General features: G+C 71.2%; 19 protein-coding genes. 9 read left to right on the top strand and 10 right to left on the bottom strand.

The window, feature by feature from the left end:
• Positions 1–91: 91 nt before the first annotated feature.
• Positions 92–916, top strand: a complete 825-nt coding sequence (locus G3I78_RS14325; RefSeq protein WP_164424265.1) for a maleylpyruvate isomerase family mycothiol-dependent enzyme — start codon at positions 92–94, stop codon at positions 914–916.
• Between the two features lie 33 nt (positions 917–949).
• Here G3I78_RS14325 and G3I78_RS14320 read toward each other — a convergent pair whose 3' ends face one another.
• Entirely contained in the window at positions 950–2,245 is a 1,296-nt protein-coding gene (locus tag G3I78_RS14320) for an MFS transporter (RefSeq protein ID WP_164424263.1), read from the bottom strand.
• The gene (locus G3I78_RS14315; RefSeq protein ID WP_164424261.1) at positions 2,242–2,892 is read right to left on the bottom strand and encodes a GntR family transcriptional regulator; all 651 of its coding nucleotides are present in this window, start codon (positions 2,890–2,892) and stop codon (positions 2,242–2,244) included. The genes G3I78_RS14320 and G3I78_RS14315 overlap by 4 nt, the downstream gene beginning before the upstream one ends.
• Before the next feature lie 209 nt (positions 2,893–3,101).
• Between G3I78_RS14315 and G3I78_RS14310 the strand changes: the two genes are divergently transcribed.
• Together G3I78_RS14310 and G3I78_RS14305 are read left to right on the top strand one after the other, a co-directional pair.
• Positions 3,102–4,001 carry a serine hydrolase gene (locus G3I78_RS14310; protein WP_164424259.1) on the top strand — a complete coding sequence of 300 codons (900 nt, stop codon included), beginning with the start codon at positions 3,102–3,104 and terminating at the stop codon, positions 3,999–4,001.
• A gap of 198 nt (positions 4,002–4,199) precedes the next feature.
• Positions 4,200–4,940 carry an alpha/beta hydrolase gene (locus G3I78_RS14305; protein WP_164424257.1) on the top strand — a complete coding sequence of 247 codons (741 nt, stop codon included), beginning with the start codon at positions 4,200–4,202 and terminating at the stop codon, positions 4,938–4,940.
• 132 nt (positions 4,941–5,072) lie between these two features.
• Here the strand turns inward: G3I78_RS14305 and G3I78_RS14300 are convergent, their stop codons facing one another.
• The 3 genes from G3I78_RS14300 to pdhA are packed head-to-tail and all read right to left on the bottom strand — an operon-like array spanning position 5,073 to position 8,692.
• Positions 5,073–6,551: a dihydrolipoamide acetyltransferase family protein gene (locus tag G3I78_RS14300; RefSeq protein ID WP_164424255.1), complete on the bottom strand. Its 1,479-nt coding sequence runs from the start codon at positions 6,549–6,551 to the stop codon at positions 5,073–5,075.
• A gap of 10 nt (positions 6,552–6,561) precedes the next feature.
• The gene (locus G3I78_RS14295) at positions 6,562–7,539 is read right to left on the bottom strand and encodes an alpha-ketoacid dehydrogenase subunit beta (protein ID WP_164424253.1); all 978 of its coding nucleotides are present in this window, start codon (positions 7,537–7,539) and stop codon (positions 6,562–6,564) included.
• A 1-nt stretch (position 7,540) separates the two neighbouring features.
• Positions 7,541–8,692, bottom strand: coding sequence for a pyruvate dehydrogenase (acetyl-transferring) E1 component subunit alpha (gene pdhA, locus G3I78_RS14290; RefSeq protein ID WP_164424251.1), 1,152 nt, complete (start codon positions 8,690–8,692; stop codon positions 7,541–7,543).
• 323 nt (positions 8,693–9,015) lie between these two features.
• Here pdhA and G3I78_RS14285 point away from each other — a divergent pair, with 323 nt between their 5' ends.
• From G3I78_RS14285 to G3I78_RS14275, 3 genes are all read left to right on the top strand, one after another.
• Positions 9,016–9,672, top strand: coding sequence for a response regulator transcription factor (locus tag G3I78_RS14285; RefSeq protein ID WP_164424248.1), 657 nt, complete (start codon positions 9,016–9,018; stop codon positions 9,670–9,672).
• Between the two features lie 72 nt (positions 9,673–9,744).
• The gene (locus G3I78_RS14280; RefSeq protein ID WP_164424246.1) at positions 9,745–10,185 is read left to right on the top strand and encodes a pyridoxamine 5'-phosphate oxidase family protein; all 441 of its coding nucleotides are present in this window, start codon (positions 9,745–9,747) and stop codon (positions 10,183–10,185) included.
• A 92-nt stretch (positions 10,186–10,277) separates the two neighbouring features.
• The gene (locus G3I78_RS14275; protein ID WP_164424244.1) at positions 10,278–11,306 is read left to right on the top strand and encodes a phosphotransferase; all 1,029 of its coding nucleotides are present in this window, start codon (positions 10,278–10,280) and stop codon (positions 11,304–11,306) included.
• A gap of 75 nt (positions 11,307–11,381) precedes the next feature.
• Here G3I78_RS14275 and G3I78_RS14270 read toward each other — a convergent pair whose 3' ends face one another.
• Together G3I78_RS14270 and G3I78_RS14265 are read right to left on the bottom strand one after the other, a co-directional pair.
• Complete coding sequence (locus tag G3I78_RS14270; protein ID WP_164424242.1) at positions 11,382–12,944, bottom strand: protein kinase; 1,563 nt, start codon at positions 12,942–12,944, stop codon at positions 11,382–11,384.
• A 384-nt stretch (positions 12,945–13,328) separates the two neighbouring features.
• A complete protein-coding gene (locus tag G3I78_RS14265) occupies positions 13,329–13,871 on the bottom strand; it encodes a bacterial proteasome activator family protein (protein WP_164424240.1) in 543 nt (180 codons plus the stop codon).
• A 136-nt stretch (positions 13,872–14,007) separates the two neighbouring features.
• Here G3I78_RS14265 and G3I78_RS14260 point away from each other — a divergent pair, with 136 nt between their 5' ends.
• Positions 14,008–14,706 carry a hypothetical protein gene (locus G3I78_RS14260; RefSeq protein WP_164424238.1) on the top strand — a complete coding sequence of 233 codons (699 nt, stop codon included), beginning with the start codon at positions 14,008–14,010 and terminating at the stop codon, positions 14,704–14,706.
• A 3-nt stretch (positions 14,707–14,709) separates the two neighbouring features.
• Here the strand turns inward: G3I78_RS14260 and G3I78_RS14255 are convergent, their stop codons facing one another.
• Positions 14,710–15,696 (bottom strand): NAD(P)H-quinone oxidoreductase, encoded by a 987-nt coding sequence (locus tag G3I78_RS14255; protein ID WP_164424236.1) that lies wholly within the window; start codon positions 15,694–15,696, stop codon positions 14,710–14,712.
• 128 nt (positions 15,697–15,824) lie between these two features.
• Between G3I78_RS14255 and G3I78_RS14250 the strand changes: the two genes are divergently transcribed.
• Together G3I78_RS14250 and G3I78_RS14245 are read left to right on the top strand one after the other, a co-directional pair.
• The gene (locus G3I78_RS14250) at positions 15,825–16,817 is read left to right on the top strand and encodes an ATP-binding cassette domain-containing protein (RefSeq protein WP_164424234.1); all 993 of its coding nucleotides are present in this window, start codon (positions 15,825–15,827) and stop codon (positions 16,815–16,817) included.
• Positions 16,814–17,662, top strand: a complete 849-nt coding sequence (locus G3I78_RS14245; RefSeq protein WP_164424232.1) for an ABC transporter permease — start codon at positions 16,814–16,816, stop codon at positions 17,660–17,662. Before G3I78_RS14250 ends, G3I78_RS14245 begins: the two co-directional genes overlap by 4 nt.
• Here G3I78_RS14245 and G3I78_RS14240 read toward each other — a convergent pair whose 3' ends face one another.
• A complete protein-coding gene (locus G3I78_RS14240) occupies positions 17,663–18,769 on the bottom strand; it encodes a potassium channel family protein (RefSeq protein ID WP_343243746.1) in 1,107 nt (368 codons plus the stop codon).
• Positions 18,766–19,941 (bottom strand): molybdopterin molybdotransferase MoeA (locus G3I78_RS14235; protein ID WP_164424228.1); only part of this gene is annotated, 1,176 nt, incomplete at its 5' end. The genes G3I78_RS14240 and G3I78_RS14235, both read right to left, overlap by 4 nt.

Below are 19,941 nucleotides of genomic sequence, written 5' to 3'. Positions count from 1 at the left end.
AGCGTTTCAAGACACCCGCCGACAGCCACCACCTCCACTGGCAACGCCGCCATCACCAGCCCGTGCTCCGACCGCCGAGGGGTCCCGTTCCGTGAGTCTGCATCCCACCCTCCAGCCCTACGCCGACGCCTGGACCCACTCCATCGAAGCGATATCCGAGCTGGTCACCCCGCTCGTGGAGGGAGAGTGGAACCGCCGCACCCCGTGCCCGGGCTGGTCGGTGCGGGACGTGGTCTCCCATGTCATCGGGCTGGACTGCGAGATGCTGGGCGACCCCCGGCCCATCCACACCCTCCCCCGCGACCTGTTCCACGTCACCAACGACCACCAGCGGTACATGGAGATGCAGGTCGACGTCCGCCGCCACCACACGGCGCCGGAGATGACCTCCGAGCTGGAGTACGTCATCATCCGCCGCAACCGCCAGCTGCGGAACGAGTCCCGGGACCCCGGCACCAAGGTGCGCGGCCCGCTCGGAACCGAACTGACGCTCGCGGAGTCCATGCGCGGCCACGCCTTCGACGTCTGGGTGCACGAACAGGACCTGCGCACCGCCCTCGGCCGCCCCGGTGACCTCGACTCCCCCGGCGCGCACATCGCCCGGGACGTCCTGCTGGCCGCGCTGCCCGACATAGTGGCCGTCAAGGCCGACGCCCCGCGCAGCTCGGCGATCGTCTTCGACGTGCACGGCCCCATCGAGTTCCTGCGCACCATCCGCGTCGACATCCAGGGCCGCGGCACCCTGGAGACCGCGCCCGCGCTCGGCCCGGCCGCCACCCTGACCCTCGACTGGGAGACCTACGTCCGCCTCGCCTGCGGCCGGGTGCCGCTGGACGCGGTGTCGGACCGGGTGAAGGCGGAGGGCGACCCGGAACTGACGGCGGCGATCCTGCGCAACTTCACGGTGACGCCGTAGGAATCGGGTGTGAGTCCCCCGTGGCCCGGGCGGCTACGCGGGGACGTGCACCGTCTCGACCCGGCTGGCGACCAGACGTTCCCGCTCCCTGCTGATCGCGCGCCCGCGCAGCCGCAGGATCTGGCTGACCCCGAGCGCCTGGAGCACGAACACCGACGAGAAGGCGACTCCGTAGTCGCCGTCGGTCGCGTCCAGCAGCACGCCCACCGCGAACAGCGTGGTCATCGAGGCGACGAAGCCGCCCATGTTGGTGATGCCGGAGGCGGTGCCCTGGCGCTCCGGCGGGTTCGCCGGCCGGGCGAAGTCGAAGCCGAGCATCGAGGCGGGGCCGCACGAGCCGAGCACCACGCACAGCACGACCAGCAGCCACATCGGCGCGTGTTCGCCGGGGTAGGCCAGCGTGCTCGCCCACAGCAGCGCCGTCGCTCCCACGGTGCCGAGCGCCAGCGGCAGCCGCGCCCCGTGGTGCCGGGCGACGACCTGGCCGTAGACGAGCCCGACGACCATGTTGGAGAGCACGACCAGGGTGAGCAGTTCGCCCGCCGTCGCCCGGGACAGCCCCTGCGCCTCGACGAGGAACGGCAGTCCCCACAGCAGCAGGAACACCATCGCCGGGAACTGCGTGGTGAAGTGCACCCACAGGCCGAGCCGGGTGCCGGGCTCGCGCCAGGACGCGGCGATCTGACGCCGTACGTAGGCCGCGCCGCGGTGCGGGAAGGGTTCCGGCTCGTGGCCCTCGGGGTGGTCCTTGAGGAAGAGGAGCAGCAGCACCAGGACGACGACCCCGGCGAGCGCGCTGCCCGCGAACGCGGCCGTCCAGCCGATGCCGTGCAGCAGCCGGGCCAGGACCAGCGTGGAGACCAGGTTGCCCGCCATGCCGGCGAGCCCGGCGAACTGCGCGACCAGCGGTCCGCGGCGGGCCGGGAACCAGCGGGTGCCCAGGCGCAGCACGCTGATGAAGGTCATCGCGTCACCGCAGCCCAGCAGCGCGCGGGAGGCGAGGGCGGTGCCGTAGGAGGGGGAGAAGGCGAAGCCCAGCTGTCCCGCCGTGAACAGCACGGCCCCGATGGCCAGCACCTTCTTGGTGCCGAGCCGGTCGACCAGCAGGCCGACGGGTATCTGCATGCCGGCGTAGACGAGGAGCTGGAGGATCGAGAAGGTCGACAGGGCGGAGGCGTTCACGTGGAAGCGGTCGGCCGCGTCGAGGCCGGCGACCCCGAGGGACGTACGGAAGATGACGGCGACGAAGTAGACCGAGACGCCGATGCCCCACACGGCCATCGCGCGCCGCCCGCCCGGAGGGTCGCCGGGAAGCGGGGAGCGGCTCATCGGACCTCCCCCCGCGCCAGGTTGGAGAACCACTCCACATGCCCGTGGATCAGCGCTACGACCGCCTCCGCGTCCCCGGAGCGCAGCGCCCGGAGGATCTGCTCGTGCTCGACGAGGGTCTTGGTGATCCGGTCGGGGTGGGCGTGCATCACGGCGACGCCCATCCTGAGCTGCCGGTCGCGGAGCTGGTCGTAGAGCCGGCTGAGGATCTCGTTGCCGCCGCTGCGGACGATCTCGGCGTGGAAGCAGCGGTCGGTGACGGCGGCGCCCGCCAGGTCCCCGGCCTCGGCCTGCTCCTTCTGCTGGGCGAGCAGCTCCTCCAGGCGGGCGATGAGCCGCGGGGACGCCGGTACGGCCTTGCGGGCGGCGTGGCCCTCGACGAGCTGGCGGGTCTCGACCACGTCCGCGATCTCCTGGGCGGAGACGGGCAGGACGAGCGCTCCCTTTTTCGGGTAGAGCCTGATCAGCCCTTCGACCTCCAGACGCAGCAGCGCCTCCCGCACGGGCGTGCGAGAGACCCCGACGGCCTCGGCGAGCTCGCCCTCGGTGAGCAGCGTGCCGCCTTCGTAGCGGCGGTCGAGGACACCCTGCTTGACGTGGGTGTACACACGGTCGGCGGCGGGGGGCTGTTTCACGGCCAGGGTCATGCCCACAGCTTAGATACAACACGTACGCATGGTGGATCACGTCCAGCATGCGGACCCCTCGGCCGGGGCGGCCCCCTGAAAGCCGCACCCCGCCCCAGCGGCCGCACAACCTTCCGTGCTATCTACGTGTCAGACATGCGCGGCCCCACCTTCTTCCCCTTCAACTCGGCCGCGCTTCAGGGGCATTCGACGCATTCGGGGTATTTGACTTGAAAACCGCCAACAAGAGCTTCCGTGTCCGCAGAGCCGCAGCCGTCGTCGTCACGACCGGCGCAGTGCTCGCCACCGGAGCTCTCACCGCGGCACCCGCGCAGGCCGTCACGACGCCGACCATCACCGCCAAGGGCGGGTTCCTGATGAACAGCGCGAACGGCAAGACGCTCTACAGCAAGGCACCTGACACCAAGCGGCTCACCGCTTCCACCACGAAGATCATGACCGCCAAGGTCGTCCTGTCGCAGTCGAACCTGAACCTGGACGCCAAGATCACGATCAAGAAGGACTACAGCGACTACATCGTCCGCAAGGGCGCGTCGTCGGCTCACCTGATCGTCGGCGACAAGGTCACCGTCCGTCAGCTGCTCTACGGGATGATGCTGCCGTCCGGCTGCGACGCGGCGATGGCGCTGGCCGACAAGTTCGGCACCGGCTCCACGGTCTCCGCGCGCACCAAGTCGTTCATCGCGAAGATGAACTCCACGGCCAAGAGCCTGGGCATGAAGAACACCAAGTTCGACTCGTTCGACGGAATAAGCAATGGTTCGAACGCCTCGACCCCGCGGGACCTCACGCTGCTCGCCCGCAGCGCGATGAAGAGCAGCACCTTCAAGGCAGTCGTCAAGACCAAGTCGTACAAGGCCAAGACGATCACCAAGACCGGCAGCACCCGCACCATGGCCGCCTGGACGAACACCAACACCCTGCTCGGCTGGAACGGCACCCTCGGCATCAAGACCGGCTCGGGCACCGACTCCAAGTACTGCCTCGTCTTCGCCGCCACGAAGAACGGCGAGTCCGTCATGGGCGCGGTCATGACCGCCTCCTCGGCCGCCAACCGCACGGCGGACGTGAAGAAGCTCATCAACTACGGCTACGCGAAGATCAGCTGACGCACACAGCCCGGCAGGGGCCGTCGCGAAAACCCGTTGGCGGGTCGCGGCGGCCCCTGCTAGTTTTCCGGAGGCCGTGCAAGAGACCAGGAGGTGGTACCCGTGAACGTAAACACGTGGGTGCTCCCCTCCGGGGTCGCGGTCGGGCGATAGGTCGTCCGGGAGCGCCGTTCCAGCGCTTTCCCGAAAGGCACGACCATGCGTTTCACTTCCGAACAGCACCTCGAAGACGGCGTCCTAGAGCGTGAGTTCACCCTCGGCGAGATCCCCGGCATCCTGTGGACGCCCGCGTCCGCGACGGCGTCCGCGCCGGTGCCGCTGATCCTCGTCAGCCCCCCTCCCGTCGGGCTGCGCAGGGCCTACCCCCGACTGGTGGGCCGAGCCCTGCACTCGGCGGCATGCGGCTACGCCACGGCCGCCATCGAGCTCCCCGGAAACGGCGACCGGCCCCGCCGGCCCGCCGTCGCGCAGGCCCTCGCGGACCTGCGCCGGGCCATGGGCGCCGGTGAGCCGGTCAGCGACGGGATCATCGACGCCCTCATCCTCCCCCTGGTCGACGAGGCGGTCCCGGAGTGGCAGACGACCCTGGATGCCCTCCTGTCGCTGCCCGAGATCGGCGGTCCGGTCGGATACTCGGGGGGCGTGATCTCCATCGGGACCCGGCTGGCGGTGGTCGAACCGCGTATCTCGGCCGCTGTCCTGTTCGCCGGGAGCTTCATCCCCCGCGCCATGTTCGAGGAGGCCCGCCGGGTCACCGTTCCCCTGCACGTCCTGCTCCAGTGGGACGACGAGGGCAACGACCGGCAGGCCGCCCTGGACCTGTTCGACGCCTTCGGCTCCAAGGAGAAGTCGCTGCACGCCAACATGGGCGGACACACCGGTGTCCCGCAGTACGAGGGGGACGCGGCGGCGCGGTTCTTCGACCGGCACCTGAAGTGAGCCGGAGACGGATGAAGTGATCCGGAGACGGATTCGGTGAGCCGGTGACGGTGAGGTGAGCCGGTGACGGCCGAGGGGACGGGCACGACACGAAGTCGTGGCCGTCCCCTCGGTCTTGGCCGGTCCGCCGGGTCAGGCCCAGGTGATCAGCTTCTTGGGCTGTTCCAGGACCGCCGCCACGTCGGCGAGGACCTTCGAGCCCAACTCCCCGTCCACCAACCGGTGATCGAAGCTCAGCGCCAGCGTGGTCACCTGACGGGGCTTCACCTTGCCCTTGTGGACCCACGGCTGGAGCCTGATCGCGCCGACGGCGAGGATCGCGGACTCGCCGGGCGGCAGGATCGGGGTGCCGGTGTCGACGCCGAAGACGCCGACGTTGGTGATGGTGACGGTGCCGCCCTGCATCGCGGCCGGGGAGGTCCTGCCATCCTTCGCCGTGGACACCAGCTCGCCCAGGGACTCCGCCAGCTGCGGCAGCGTCTTGGTGTGGGCGTCCTTGATGTTCGGGACGATCAGACCGCGCGGAGTGGCCGCCGCGATGCCCAGGTTGACGTAGTGCTTGAGCACGATCTCCTGGTTCGCCTCGTCCCAGGACGCGTTGATGTCCGGGTTGCGGCGGATCGCCACCAGCAGCGCCTTGGCGATCAGCAGGAGCGGGTTGACCCTCAGGCCCTGGAGGTCCTTGTCCTGCTTGAGCTCCTCGACCAGCTTCAGCGTGCGCGTCACGTCCACCGTCACGAACTCCGTGACATGCGGGGCCGTGAACGCCGAGCCGACCATCGCCGCGGCCGTGGCCTTGCGGACGCCCTTGACCGGGACCCGGGTCTCGCGCGCCGAGTCGTAGGACGCGGCGGGGGCGGCGGACGCGGCGGACACCGCGGCCGGTGCCGTCAGGGGGGGCACGGGTGCGGGGGCCTCGGCCGGAGCGACCGCCGCGTGCACGTCCTCGCGCGTGATGACGCCGTCCGGGCCGGACGGGACCACTGTGCTGAGGTCGACCCCCAGGTCCTTCGCCAGCTTGCGCACCGGCGGCTTCGCCAGGGGGCGGGACTGCGCCGGGGCGGCCTGGGCTGCGGTGGCCTGGCTCGCAGGAGCCTGGCCTGCGGTGGCCTGCTCGGCGGGGGCCGGGCCGTGGCCGTTCAGCTCGGTCCGGATCTCCACCGAGGCCTGCTGGACCGGTACTTCGGGGCCCTTGCGGGGCCGGCGCTTGGTCGAGGAGACGGCCACGCCGTAGCCGACGAGGACCGGCTTGCGGCCCTCGGGCTTCTCCTCGGCGGGAGCGGGAGCGGCGGGCGCGGCGGGGTGCTCGGCGACCGCGGGGGTCTCCTGGGCGGGCGCCGCGCCGGTGCCGCCCGACACGTCCACGGTGATGATCGCCGTGCCCACGTCCACCGTGGTGCCCTCGGGGAAGCGCAGCTCGCGCACCACCCCGTCGTAGGGGATGGGCAGTTCGACGGCCGCCTTGGCCGTCTCGACCTCGCACACCACCTGGCCGTCCGTCACCGAGTCCCCCGGCTGGACGTACCACTTGAGGATCTCGGCCTCGGTGAGCCCCTCGCCCACGTCGGGCATCTTGAACTCGCGTACGGACGCTTCCGTCATCGTCGTCACGACCCTCTCCTCAGTACGCCAGGGCACGGTCGACGGCGTCGAGCACCCGGTCCAGGCCCGGCAGGTACTCCTCCTCCAGGCGGGCCGGCGGGTAGGGGGCGTGGTAGCCGCCGACCCTGAGCACCGGGGCCTCCAGGTGGTAGAAGCAGCGCTCGGTGATCCGGGCCGCGATCTCCGCGCCCGAACCGAAGAACACCGGGGCCTCGTGGACCACGACCAGGCGGCGGGTCTTCTCCACCGAGGTCTGGATCGAGTCGAAGTCCAGCGGCGAGACCGAGCGCAGGTCCAGGATCTCCAGCGACTTGCCCTCCTCGGCGGCCGCGGCGGCGACCTCCTGGCAGAGCTTCACCATCGGGCCGTACGCGACGAGGGTCAGGTCGGTGCCCTCCCGGACCACCTGGGCCTTGTGCAGCGGACCCGGGATGGCCTCGGTGTTGACCTCGCCCTTGTCCCAGTACCGGCGCTTGGGCTCGAAGAAGATCACCGGGTCGTCGCTCTGGATGGCCTGCTGCATCATCCAGTACGCGTCCGAGGGGTTCGAGGGGGAGACCACCTTGAGGCCCGCCACGTGCGCGAAGAGCGCCTCCGGGGACTCCGAGTGGTGCTCCACCGCGCCGATGCCGCCGCCGTAGGGGATGCGCACGACGACCGGCATCTTGACCTTGCCCAGCGAGCGCGCGTGCATCTTGGCGAGCTGGGTGACGATCTGGTCGTAGGCCGGGAAGACGAAGCCGTCGAACTGGATCTCCACCACCGGGCGGTAGCCGCGCAGGGCCAGGCCGATCGCGGTGCCGACGATGCCCGACTCGGCGAGCGGGGTGTCGATGACCCGGCTCTCGCCGAAGTCCTTCTGGAGGCCGTCGGTGACACGGAAGACGCCGCCGAGCTTGCCGACGTCCTCGCCCATGACGAGGACCTTGGGGTCGGAGTCCAGGGCCTTGCGCAGCGACTCGTTGATCGCCTTGGCGATCGCCATCTTCTCCGCCATCTCAGTTTCCCCCTTCGGCGTCGGCGAACGACGCCTGGTAGGCGGCGAACTCGGCCCGCTCCTCGTCGACGAGCGCGTGTCCGTCCGCGTACGCGTTCTCGAAGATGGCGAAGTGGTCCGGGTCCGGCATGGCACGCACCACCTCACGCACTCGCTTGCCCAACGCCTCGGACTCGGTCTCCAGTTCCGCGAAGAATCCCTCGTCCGCGTGGTTTGAGGACTCCAGGTACCGGCGAAGGCGCAGGATCGGGTCCTTCGCCTCCCACGCCTCGCGCTCCTCGTCGGCCCGGTACTTGCTCGGGTCGTCGGAGGTGGTGTGGGCGCCCATGCGGTAGGTGTACGCCTCGACGAGCGTGGGGCCCTCGCCGCCGCGGGCCCGCTCCAGGGCCCACTTGGTGACGGCCAGGGAGGCGAGCACGTCGTTGCCGTCGACCCGGACGCCGGGGAAGCCGAAGCCCTGCGCGCGCTGGTAGAGCGGGACGCGGGTCTGCTTCTCGGTGGGCTCGGAGATCGCCCACTGGTTGTTCTGGCAGAAGAACACGACCGGGGCGTTGTAGACCGCGGAGAAGGTGAACGACTCGGCCACGTCGCCCTGGCTGGAGGCGCCGTCGCCGAAGTAGGCGATGACCGCCGAGTCCGCGCCGTCCTTGGCCACGCCCATCGCGTACCCCGTGGCGTGCAGCGTCTGGGAGCCGATGACGATCGTGTACAGGTGGAAGTTGTTGCTGTTCGGGTCCCAGCCGCCGTTGTTCACCCCGCGGAACATGCCGAGCAGGTTGGTCGGGTCGACCCCACGGCACCAGGCCACGCCGTGCTCGCGGTAGGTCGGGAAGACGTAGTCGTCGTCACGCAGGGCGCGCCCGGAGCCGATCTGGGCGGCCTCCTGGCCGAGCAGCGAGGCCCACAGGCCCAGCTCGCCCTGGCGCTGGAGTGCGGTGGCCTCGGCGTCGAAACGGCGGGTGAGCACCATGTCGCGGTACAGACCGCGGAGCTCTTCGGGGGTGATGTCCGCGACGTACTTGTCGTACACGGCGTTCTTGACGCGCTTGCCCTCGGGCGTCAGCAGCTGAACGAGTTCGGGCTTGGTGCTCGGGGACTTCCTGGTCCCGGCGCTGCGTCGCGGCTTGCGCGCGGCAGTGCTCTCCACGGTCACGTGTGCTCCTCCGTCGGTCCGGCCCCCGGGGTTGCCGGGTACCAGTGCGGCTCACCTGTTTCCCGACTCCCGTGCACGGGGTGGGTGCGACTCGGCCGGAACAGGCGTGACAGGTGCCCCGGCGAGCGCCCTGCAAGAATCACGTTACCCAGTGCTCCACATTTCTGTGAAACCCCCTTTGACCTGCGATTTTGCTTGGATTTCCAAGTAAATCGGGAAAGGCTCGAAGGGTCGCTGGTCACAGCCTTGCAGGAGGCCGGAGCAACGGCACGTTATCCCGTCCACCCAGGCCACCGGAAGACTTTCCGTGTTTGACTTGTCGAGTGCGCGAAGAAGGAAAAATCAGGGTATTTCTACTCGACGACCATGAGGTCGTCCGGCGAGGCGTCCATGAGCTCCTCTCGGTGGAGGACGACATCGAGGTGGTCGGAGAGGCCGGTACGGCCGCCGACGCCCTGGCGCGGATTCCGGCCACCCGGCCCGACGTGGCGGTCCTCGACGTACGGCTTCCCGACGGCAGCGGGGTCGAGGTGTGCCGGGAGATCCGCTCCGGGGACGACTCGGTGCGGTGCCTGATGCTGACCTCGTTCGCCGACGACGAGGCGCTCTTCGACGCGATCATGGCGGGCGCCTCCGGATACGTCCTCAAGGCCATCCGCGGCGCCGAGCTGCTGGACGCCGTCCGGGGCGTGGCCGCCGGACGCTCCCTGCTGGACCCGGTCGCCACCGCGCGCGTGCTGGAGCGGCTGCGCGACGGCGGCGTCAAGCGGGACGACCGGCTCGCGCACCTCACCGACCAGGAGCGCCGCATCCTCGACCTGATCGGCGAGGGCCTCACCAACCGCCAGATCGGCGAGCGGCTGCATCTCGCCGAGAAGACGATCAAGAACTATGTGTCGAGCCTGCTGTCCAAACTCGACATGCAGCGCCGTTCACAGGCCGCCGCGTATGTGGCCCGCCTACAGGCGGAGAAGCGCTGAGTCACGGAGAAGCACCGAAGTGAGGACCTACGGCCCTACTGGAGCGGTCCGCCCGTCCCGCACAGTCTCCGTATGCCCCCTGCCGTTTCCCAGCCCCCCGTCGAACAGCTCGCCGTGGACCTGCTCGCCCGCACCGACTACGGCCGGGTCGCGACCAGCATGCGCGCCCTGCCCTTCCTCGCCTTCGCCCGGCACATCGTGGCGGACGGCCGGCTCCTGATCCGGATGCCCAGGAGCGTCGGCTACCACCGGGCGTGCGTCGGCAGCGTGGTGGCGTACGGCTCGGACAACCTCGGCTCCGCCCGGCCGGGGGAGAGCCTGTGGTCGGTGCAAGTGGTGGGCGAGTGCGTGGCGTACGAGCCCACCGCGGCGGAGGTCGAGCGGTTCGGGCCCGCGCCCGGACTGGTCGACGGGGAGCCGTACGAGCCCGTCTATCTGTCCGTCGAGCCACAGTTCGGGACCGTGCACTCGACGGACGGCGGCCTGGAACGCCACTTCAAGTACACACCGTGAACGAATATGACTGGCTGTGACAATGCCCAGTTCACGGCCCCTTCCCGTGCCCTAGCATCTGCCGCGTGCCGCGCTCTCCTGTACCACCCCTCATGCCTCACGCGCCCCCGCTGGGCGCCCTCCTCCGCCAGTACTCCGCCGGGTCCGCGCTCGCCTGCGACCCGGTCGACCAAGGGCTGCTGAACCGCGGCTACCGGCTCCGTACGACCCGCGGCCGCTACTTCCTCAAGCACCACTTCGACCCCGAGACGGCCGCCCCCGAGGCCATCGCCCGCCAGCACCGGGCCACCCAGCGCCTCGCCGACCTCGGCGTCCCGGTGGCCCCGCCGCTCCCCGCCCGCGACGGCCGTACGGTCGCGGTGGTCGGCGGCCACGCCTACGCCCTGCACCCCTGGATCGACGGCCGCCACCGCCACGGCGCCCAGCTCACCACCGCCCAGTGCGAACGCCTGGGGTCACTGCTCGGAGTGGTGCACGCGAGCCTGGAGCGGGTGATGCCCACCCACGCGCGCGTGGGGACGGAGCCGGGCCGGGAGCGGGGCGGGAGGACCGACGCCGGCGCCGACCCCGTCCGCACCCTCGACCTCATCGACGACCTCCTCGCGCGCGTGCGCCGGCACCGTCCCGCGGACTCCTTCGACGAGCTGGCCCGCCACCGGCTCCTGGAGCGGCGGGCACTGCTCGAACAGCACGTCGGGCGGCGGCCTCCGCGCGGCGCCCCGGCGGGCTGGGTGCACGGCGACTTCCACCCCTTCAACCTGCTCTACCGGGGCGACGCGCCCGCCGCGATCGTCGACTGGGACCGGCTCGGCGTCCAGCCCCGCGCCGAGGAGGCCGTACGCGCCGCCGCGATCTTCTTCGTACGACCGCCGGGGCCGCTGGACCTGCCGAAGGTGCGGGCGTACGCGCGCGCGTACCGGCGTACCGCGGGCGCCACGCCCTCGGAGCTGGCCGCGGCCGTGCACCGGGTGTGGTGGGAGCGGCTCAACGACTTCTGGATGCTGCGCTGGCACTACGAGCGCGGCGACACCCGCGCGGACCCCCAGTTCCCGGCGGCCTCGGCGCTGGTGGTGTGGTGGACGCGGGAGTACGACGCGGTGTGCGACGCGTTCGTCGACTGAAACGGCACGCGCGCGTGGACCCGTCCTCGGGTCGCACGCGCGCGTGAAGGTTGGGCTCGGTCAGCCGCGGCTCGGTCAGTCGTCGCCGCCGGTGCCGCCGTCCGTGACGCCCGAGATGGTGCCGCCCGTCGGGTCACCGGTCGGGTCGCCGGTCGGGTCCGCCGTGGTCGGCTCGTCCGTCGGCTCGCTGGTCGTCGGCTCCTCGGTCGGCTCCGTGGGCGTCGGCGTCGGCGTGTAGGACGGCGTGTACGACGGGGTGTAGGACGGCGTGTACGAGCCGCCCGAGCTGCCGCTGTCGTCCGTGGAGGTGTCGGTCGACTCCTCCGTAGCCTCGTCGCTCGGCGTCTCGCTCGCCGACTGGTCGTCGGTGCTCTGCGAGGTGGTCGCCGTGGGCGTGGTGTCGGTGCCGGCACCGCCCCCGCCGCCGCCGTTGAGCGCGAGGGCGACGCCCGCCGCGATGGCGATCACCGCGAGCACGGCGAGGATCCACAGCTTGCCGCGGCCGCTGCCCCGGTTGCCGTGCCCCTCGAAGCCGCCGTCGTCCCCGCCGCCGTAGCCGCCGGGCAGGATCGGCTGGGGGATCTGGGTGGTGCCGGAGGCGGCGCCGGGGTGCGGAAGCACGCTGGTGCTCGCGAAGCCACCGGAGGGCGTGTTCCGGCCGTCGTGCGCCGTCACCGGGCCGGTGTTCCAGGTGCCGGTGTGGCCGCCCTGGTCGTACAGCATCTGGAGGCCGTACTGGACGAGCCCGCGCATCTCCTCGGCCGTCTGGAAACGGTCGTCCGGCTCCTTGGCGAGCGAGCGCATGACCAGGCCGTCGAGCTCCGGCGGCACGGCGTCGGAGACCTGCGACGGAGGCGTCGGGATGTCCTGCACGTGCTGGTAGACGACGGAGAGCGGGGTCTCGCCGGTGAACGGGGGCCGCAGCGCGAGGAGTTCGTAGAGGAGACAGCCCGTGGCGTACAGGTCGGAGCGGTGGTCGACGGCCTTGCCGAGGGCCTGCTCCGGGGAGAGGTACTGCGGGGTGCCCATGACCATGCCGGTCTGGGTCATGGTGGTGGACGCGCCGTGCAGGGCGCGGGCGATGCCGAAGTCCATGACCTTGACGGCGCCGTTGTGCGTGATGATCACGTTCGCGGGCTTGATGTCACGGTGCACGATGCCGTGCTGGTGCGAGTAGGCGAGCGCCTCCAGGACGCCGGAGACGATGATCAGGGCCTGCTCGGGCCCCGGCGCCTCGGCGTTGATCAGCAGATCGCGGATCGTCCGTCCCTCGACGATCTCCATGACGATGTACGGCACCGACTGGCCGCCCACGAAGTCCTCGCCGGAGTCGTACACGGCGACGATCGCGTGGTGGTTGAGGCCGGCCACGGACTGGGCCTCGCGCGTGAAGCGGGCCTTGGAGGTCGGGTCCTCGGCGAGGTCGGCGCGGAGCAGCTTGACCGCCACGGTGCGGCCGAGCCGTACGTCCTCGGCCGCGAACACCTCGGCCATACCGCCCCGGCCGAGTCTGCGGGTCAGCCGATATCGGCCGTCCCCCACCAGTCCGCCGTTACCCCACAGCTCCGGCGCATCTGACATTCCGCCGCCAGCCGCCTCGGGGTCGGACGGGCCCTGAGCGCGCTGCTGCTGTGCCATCGGTCCTCGCCGTCGTTTCTGCCCGCGGTGCGCGCGGTGTTGTTACGGTCTCCGTCGGCCACGCTACAGCCTCAGCGCAAGCCGCCGGTCCGGGATGAGCCCGGGGACCGGCCCGAGACGGACCGGTCATCAAACCTGTACTACGTCTCGGCGTGCAAATCCTGTGTACCGGCGGTAGGGCACCTGTAACGCCCGCGCGCCTTTTCTTTCGCTTACGGTCATGGAACGGGCACCGGGCCCGCCGCACCGCCCGACGGGACGGGCCGGGGTGCCGTGTCCAAGGTCACGCCGGCCCGCCTGGCAGAAAGAACCCGAACGAGCGCTTCCCACAGGTGACATGAAGGGCCCGGCAGCGTCGGCTGCCGGGCCCTTCGCGGTCGGTGGTTACAGGTACGGTCCGCCCGTGCGGCCGCCCGCGCGCGGGTCGCCGCCCTCTTCCTGGCCGCCGACGCCCGGGGGCAGTGCGCGGCGCATCTGCTCCAACTGCGCCCGCGCGGCCATCTGCTGGGCGAACAGGGTGGTCTGGATCCCGTGGAAGAGACCCTCCAGCCAGCCCACCAACTGGGCCTGCGCGATGCGCAGTTCCGCGTCGCTCGGGGTCGCGTCCTCGTTGAAGGGGAGGGAGAGCCGCTCCAGCTCCTCCACCAGCTCGGGGGCGAGCCCGTCCTCCAGCTCCTTCACCGAGCTGTGGTGGATCTCCTTGAGCCGGGCCCGGCTGGCCTCGTCGAGGGGAGCCGCGCGCACCTCTTCGAGCAGCTGCTTGATCATGCTGCCGATCCGCATGACCTTCGCGGGCTGCTCGACCATCTCCGTGACCGGAACCTCGCGGGAGTCCTCGTCACCCCCGCCGCCCAGCGCCATCCCGTCCTGTCCCACGACCAGGATCTGGGGGCTTTCCGGCGAACCTTCGTTCCTCGGCATCTCCATGCCGCCATTCTCTCGCACCCGTACACCTCACCACTGAGGTGCCCCCGGTGACACCTGATCCACCGCTCCACCAGCAGATCGACACCACAGCACCACCCGAAATGCCAGCACCCGACCGAAATGCCACCCTTGTCCCGTGACTCCCTGGCTATGCGCGACGGCACTGGCGATCGTGGTGGGATCGAGCACGGCTGCGATCCCCCAGGGGGCGAGCCAGGCGTACGGCGTCGGGGCACGGGTGGTCATGTCGACGGCGGCCGGGTTCGGCTCGGTGCCGGGGTCGGTGCCGGTACCGGTGCCGGTGCCGGTGCCGGTGCCGGGGTCGGGGTCGGTGCCGGGGTCGGTGCCGGGGTCGGTGCCGGGGTCGGTGCGTGGTCCCGGAGCCACGACTCCTTGGCCGACACAGTCGTACGTCGACGCCACCGCACCAAGCACCACCGCCACCCCGGCCCACGGCCCGCTCCGCGCCTCCCCCTCCGCCTCCGCAGCCCCGACCCCGTCCTCCACAGCCACCCCGACCCGTGCGGGAAGCCGAGCGGGCGAGGGCAGGCAACGGCCCGGACGGCCGGAGGACCCAGAGGCCTCGGAGGAGGTCACCCCCGCCGACACCGAGTCCCCACCGCCCCGCGCCGACTCCGGCGACGGCAACGACGACGGCGCCCTCACCGCCGTATCGGAGCCGCCCCGGCGCCCGGCCGTCCCGCCGCGGCCCCACGCGGCGCAGCCCACCGCGGCCGAGCCCAAGGTGTTCATCCTGCCCCTCGGCACCGGCCTGGTCCTGGTCGGCCTGGGCCTGGGCCTCGGCCTGCTCGCCCTGCGGGTGCGCCGCGGCTGAGGTCTAGGACGCGGACGCGACCAGCAGAACCTTGCCCACGTGTCCGCTCTCCTCGACGACCCGGTGCGCACCGGCCGCATCGCTCATCGGCAGCTCGCGGTCGACCACCGGACGGACGTGCCCGGCGTCGAGCAGCGGCCACACATGCTCCCGTACGGCCGCCACGATCGCCGTCTTCTCGGCCGGCGGCCGGGCCCGCAGCGAGGTCGCGCTGATCGCGGCCCGCTTGGTCAGGAGCGTGGCGATGTCGAGCTCGGCCTTGACGCCGCCCTGCATGCCGATGATGGCGAGCCGTCCGTTGACGGCGAGGGCCCGCACATTGCGGTCGAGGTACTTGGCGCCCATGTTGTCGAGGATGACGTCGGCGCCCGCCCCGTCGGTGGCCGTCCTGATCTCCTCGACGAAGTCCTGCTCGCGGTAGTTGATCAGGATGTCCGCGCCCAGCTCGGCACAGCGGTCCAGCTTCTCCTGCGTGCCCGCCGTCACCGCGACCTTCGCGCCGACGGCCTTCGCGAGCTGGATCGCCATCGTGCCGATACCGCTGGAGCCGCCGTGCACGAGGAGCGTCTCGCCGGGGCGCAGGTGGGAGACCATGAAGACGTTCGACCAGACCGTGCAGACCACCTCAGGCAGCGCGGCGGCCCGCTTCACGTCGATGCCCTTGGGCACGGGCAGCAGCTGCCCGGCCGGTACGACGACCTTCTCCGCGTACCCGCCGCCCGCGAGCAGCGCGCACACCTCGTCACCGACGGCCCACCCGGAGACCCCGGGCCCGACCGCGGCGATCCGCCCGGAGCACTCCAGTCCGGGATAGGGGGAGGCACCGGGCGGCGGGTTGTAGAACCCCTGCCGCTGAAGGATGTCGGCCCGATTGACGGCCCCGGCCACCACGTCGACCAGCACCTCGCCGTCACCGGCGATGGGATCCGGGACCTCGTCCCAGACCAACGCCTCGGGCCCACCGGGTTCAGGAATCGTGATCGCATACATGAAACCGACGCTACCCGCACCGCCCCACAACCTGACCCACCCAAATTCTCACGTGCGGGACCGATGAATTCGCGCGACGGTAAAGGTCTCCCCATGCGTAGCCCAAGTACGCGGAAGGAAGTCCACCCATGAGCCAGCACACGTCAGCCCTGGCCATCGAGACAGCGGGCCTGGTCAAGACGTTCGGCGACACCAGGGCCGTCGACGGAGTCGACCTGGCGGTGCCGGCAGGCACGGTCTACGGCGTCCTGGGACCCAACGGCGCCGGCAAGACCACCACCGTGAAAATGCTCGCCACCCTCCTGCGCCCAGACGCCGGCCAGGCACACGTCTTCGGCCACGACGTCGTCCGCGAGGCCGACGAGGTCCGCGGCCGGGTCAGCCTCACCGGCCAGTACGCCTCCGTCGACGAGGACCTCACCGGCATGGAGAACCTGGTCCTGCTGGGCCGTCTCCTCGGCCACCACAAGAAGCACGCACGCGTGCGTGCCGGTCAGCTCCTGGAGGCCTTCGGGCTGACGGAGGCGGCGAACAAGCAGGTCAAGCACTATTCGGGCGGAATGCGGCGCCGTATCGACATCGCCGCGTCCATCCTCAACACCCCCGAGCTGCTCTTCCTCGACGAGCCCACCACCGGCCTCGACCCGCGCTCGCGCAACCAGGTCTGGGACATCGTCCGCGCGGTCGTCGCCCAGGGCACCACCGTGCTGCTGACCACGCAGTACCTCGACGAGGCCGACCAGCTGGCCTCCCGGATCGCCGTCATCGACCACGGCCGGGTGATCGCCGAGGGCACCAAGGGCGAGCTGAAGGCCTCCGTGGGCGCAGGGACCGTACATCTGCGACTGCGCGACGGCGGACAGCGGCCCGAGGCGGCGGAGATCCTACGGCGGTCCCTGGACGCGCGGGTGCAGCTGGAACCGGACTCGGTCGCGCTGACGGCCCGGCTCGCCTCGGAGGCCGGTGACACGGCCGCCGAGCAGGCCTCCCGGGCACTCGCCGAACTGGCCCGCACCGGCATCACCGTCGACAACTTCTCGCTGGGGCAGCCCAGCCTGGACGAGGTGTTCCTCGCCCTCACCGGACACCCCACCGACGACGCCGAGGAGATGGCGGCATGAGCACCGTGACCCAGACCGAGACCCAGGATCTCGCCCCCGTCAGCGCCGAGTCGCTGGCCGCGCTGCTGGTCACCGGGGAGCGGCCGCCGCGTCCGAGCGCCCTGTCGGCCTCGCTGACCTTCGGCTGGCGGGCGATCCTCAAGATCAAGCACGTGCCGGAGCAGCTCTTCGACGTCACCGCGTTCCCGATCATGATGGTGCTGATGTACACGTACCTGTTCGGGGGTGCCCTGGCCGGCTCCCCGAAGGAGTACATCCAGTTCCTGCTGCCGGGCATCCTCGTCATGTCGGTCGTGATGATCACGATGTACACCGGCATCTCGGTGAACACCGACATCGAGAAGGGCGTCTTCGACCGGTTCCGCACGCTGCCGATCTGGCGGCCGTCGGTGATGGTCGGCTATCTGCTCGGCGACGCCCTGCGCTACACCATCGCCTCGGTCGTGATGCTCACCGTCGGCATCGTCCTGGGCTACCGCCCGGACGGCGGAGTCGCCGGAGTGCTCGCCGGGATCGCCCTGCTGGTCGTCTTCTCGTTCGCGTTCTCGTGGATCTGGACCATGTTCGGGCTGCTGCTGCGCACCGAGAAGTCGGTGATGGGCGTCAGCATGATGGTGATCTTCCCGCTGACCTTCCTGTCCAACGTCTTCGTCGACCCGAGCACCATGCCGGGCTGGCTCCAGGCCTTCGTCAACAACAGCCCGGTCACCCACCTCGCCTCGGCGGTGCGCGGGCTGATGGCGGGCGACTGGCCGGCCGACGAGGTCGCCTGGGCGCTGGGCTGGGCGGGCCTGTTCGTCGCGGTCTTCGGGCCGGTCACCATGCGGCTCTACAACCGCAAGTGATCAGCTCGAAGGCATCGGGGGAAGCGGGCGCGCGTCGGGTGCCACCTGGATGCCCGGCGACGCCCGCACGATCGTGATGAGCCGGTCCGTCAGCTCCAGCGTGCCCACGGCGGGATCGTCGTAGCCGAGCACCCGGTGCCCGCGCAGCACACTCACCACCAGGTCGTCCGTCTCGCGCGGCTTCATGCCGACCTCGGCCTTTATGACGGGCCGTTCGACGATGTCGAGGCCGCTGCCCTGCTGGATGAGGTCCTCCATGACCATGCCGGCGGCGGGGCTCAGCACCGAGAGCCCGAGCAGCCGGCCGGCCGCGCTGGCGCTGGTGATGACCGCGTCGGCGCCGGACTGCTTGAGCAGCGGCGCGTTCTCCTCCTCGCGCACCGCGGCCACGATCTTCGCGGCTTTGTTTAGCTGCCGGGCCGTCAGCGTCACCAGCACCGCCGTGTCGTCGCGCTGGGTGGCGATGATGATCTTCCGCGCCTTGTGCACCTCGGCCCGCTTCAGCACCTCGCTGCGCGTCGCGTCCCCGACGATGCCCGCGTAGCCCTCGGCGGTCGCCGCCTCGATCGCCTTGCCGCTGGGGTCGACCACCACGACCTGTTCCCTCTTCAGGCCCGTCGCGCAGACGGTCTGGATCGCCGACCGGCCCTTGGTGCCGAAGCCGATGACGACGGTGTGGTCGCGCAAGGTGGACCTCCAGCGGTTGAGCCGCCACTCCTCACGGGTGCGTTCGGTGAGGACTTCGAGCGTGGTGCCGACCAGGATGATCAGGAACAGCACGCGCAGGGGCGTGATGACGAAGATATTGGTGAGCCGGGCCGCGTCGCTGACCGGGGTGATGTCGCCGTATCCGGTGGTGGAGAGGGTGACGGTCGCGTAGTACCAGGCGTCGAGGAAGTCGACGGACTTGTCCGAGTTGTCGTTGTACCCGTCATGGTCGACATAGACGATCAGGGCGGTCGCCGTCAGGACCAGCAGGGCCATCAGCACCCGCTTGGCGACCTGCCGGAACGGATGCTCCACCACCTTGCGCGGAAGCTTCACCCGATGGGTCACCAGATGCTCGTCCGCCTGCCGGGCGATCGCGTCATGGCCCGGAAGTTTCACGTGAAACACACCCCGATTCCGGCGGACGCCCACGGCAGATCGAGCAGTTCGGCCTCCTGACCGGCCCGGGCACCCCCGGGCGGTACGACGGCGAGGGCGTCGGCGGCCGCGATGCCCCGCAGCATCGCCGGGCCGTTGTAGTGCAGCGGGACCGCGCTGTCGCCGCGCAGCACGACCGGGACGAGCCGGGTGTCGTACGGGTGGCCGTGCGCCTCCTCGCGCAGGGGCAGGGTGTACGGCTCCGGGGCGGGGCGTGCGGCCAGGGTGCGCAGCAGCGGCTCGGCGAGCGTGAGCAGGCCGGAGACGGCGGCCAGCGGGTTGCCCGGCAGGCCGACGAGATGCTGGTGCTCCTTGGTCCGGGCCAGCAGCATGGGGTGGCCGGGGCGCACCTTGACGCCGTCGACCAGGAGTTCGGCGCCGACGCGCTTCAGGGTGGGGTGGACGTGGTCCACGGGCCCGGCCGCGGTGCCGCCCGTCGTCACGATCACGTCGGCCTCGGAACCGGCGACCGCCCGGTGCAGCGCCTCGGCGGAGTCGCCCAGCCGGCGTACGGCGGTGACCTCGGCGCCGAGCGCGCGCAGCCAGGGCGGCAGCATCGGGCCGAGCGCGTCCCGGATCAGCCCGTCGCGCGGGGTGCCCTCGGTGAGCAACTCGTCGCCCAGGACGAGGACTTCGACGCGGGGCAGCGGGACGGCGGCCAGGGTGTCGTATCCGGCCGCCGCTGCGAGGCCCAGGACGGCCGGGGTGACCAGGGTGCCGGGCGGCAGGAGCTGGTCGCCGCTGCGGCACTCCTGGCCGCGCGGGCGGATGTCCTGGCCGTGCACGACCTCGCGGGTGGCGTGCAGCCGGTCCTTCTCGTCGAGCTGTCCGTGCTCGCTGCGCAGGACGGCGGTGGTGTCCGGGGGGATGCGCGCGCCGGTGGCGATCCGGGCCGCCTCGCCGTCGGTGAGCGGCGCGGGCCCGGCGTGCCCGGCCAGCACGCCCTCGTCCCGTACGGCCCAGGGCCCGGGTCCCGCGACCGCCCAGCCGTCCATGGCCGAGGTGTCGAAGGAGGGCAGGTCGGTGAGGGCGGCGAGGGGAGCGGCCAGGGTGAGGCCGAGGGCGTCGTCGAGCCGCACGGACACGGGGGCGCGGCGGGCACCGCGGGTGACCGCACGGGCGGCCAGGGGGAC

The sequence above is a fragment of the Streptomyces sp. SID13726 genome (genome assembly GCF_010548375.1).
GTDB lineage: Bacteria > Actinomycetota > Actinomycetes > Streptomycetales > Streptomycetaceae > Streptomyces.
This window is presented reverse-complemented; position numbering and strand designations above follow the sequence as displayed.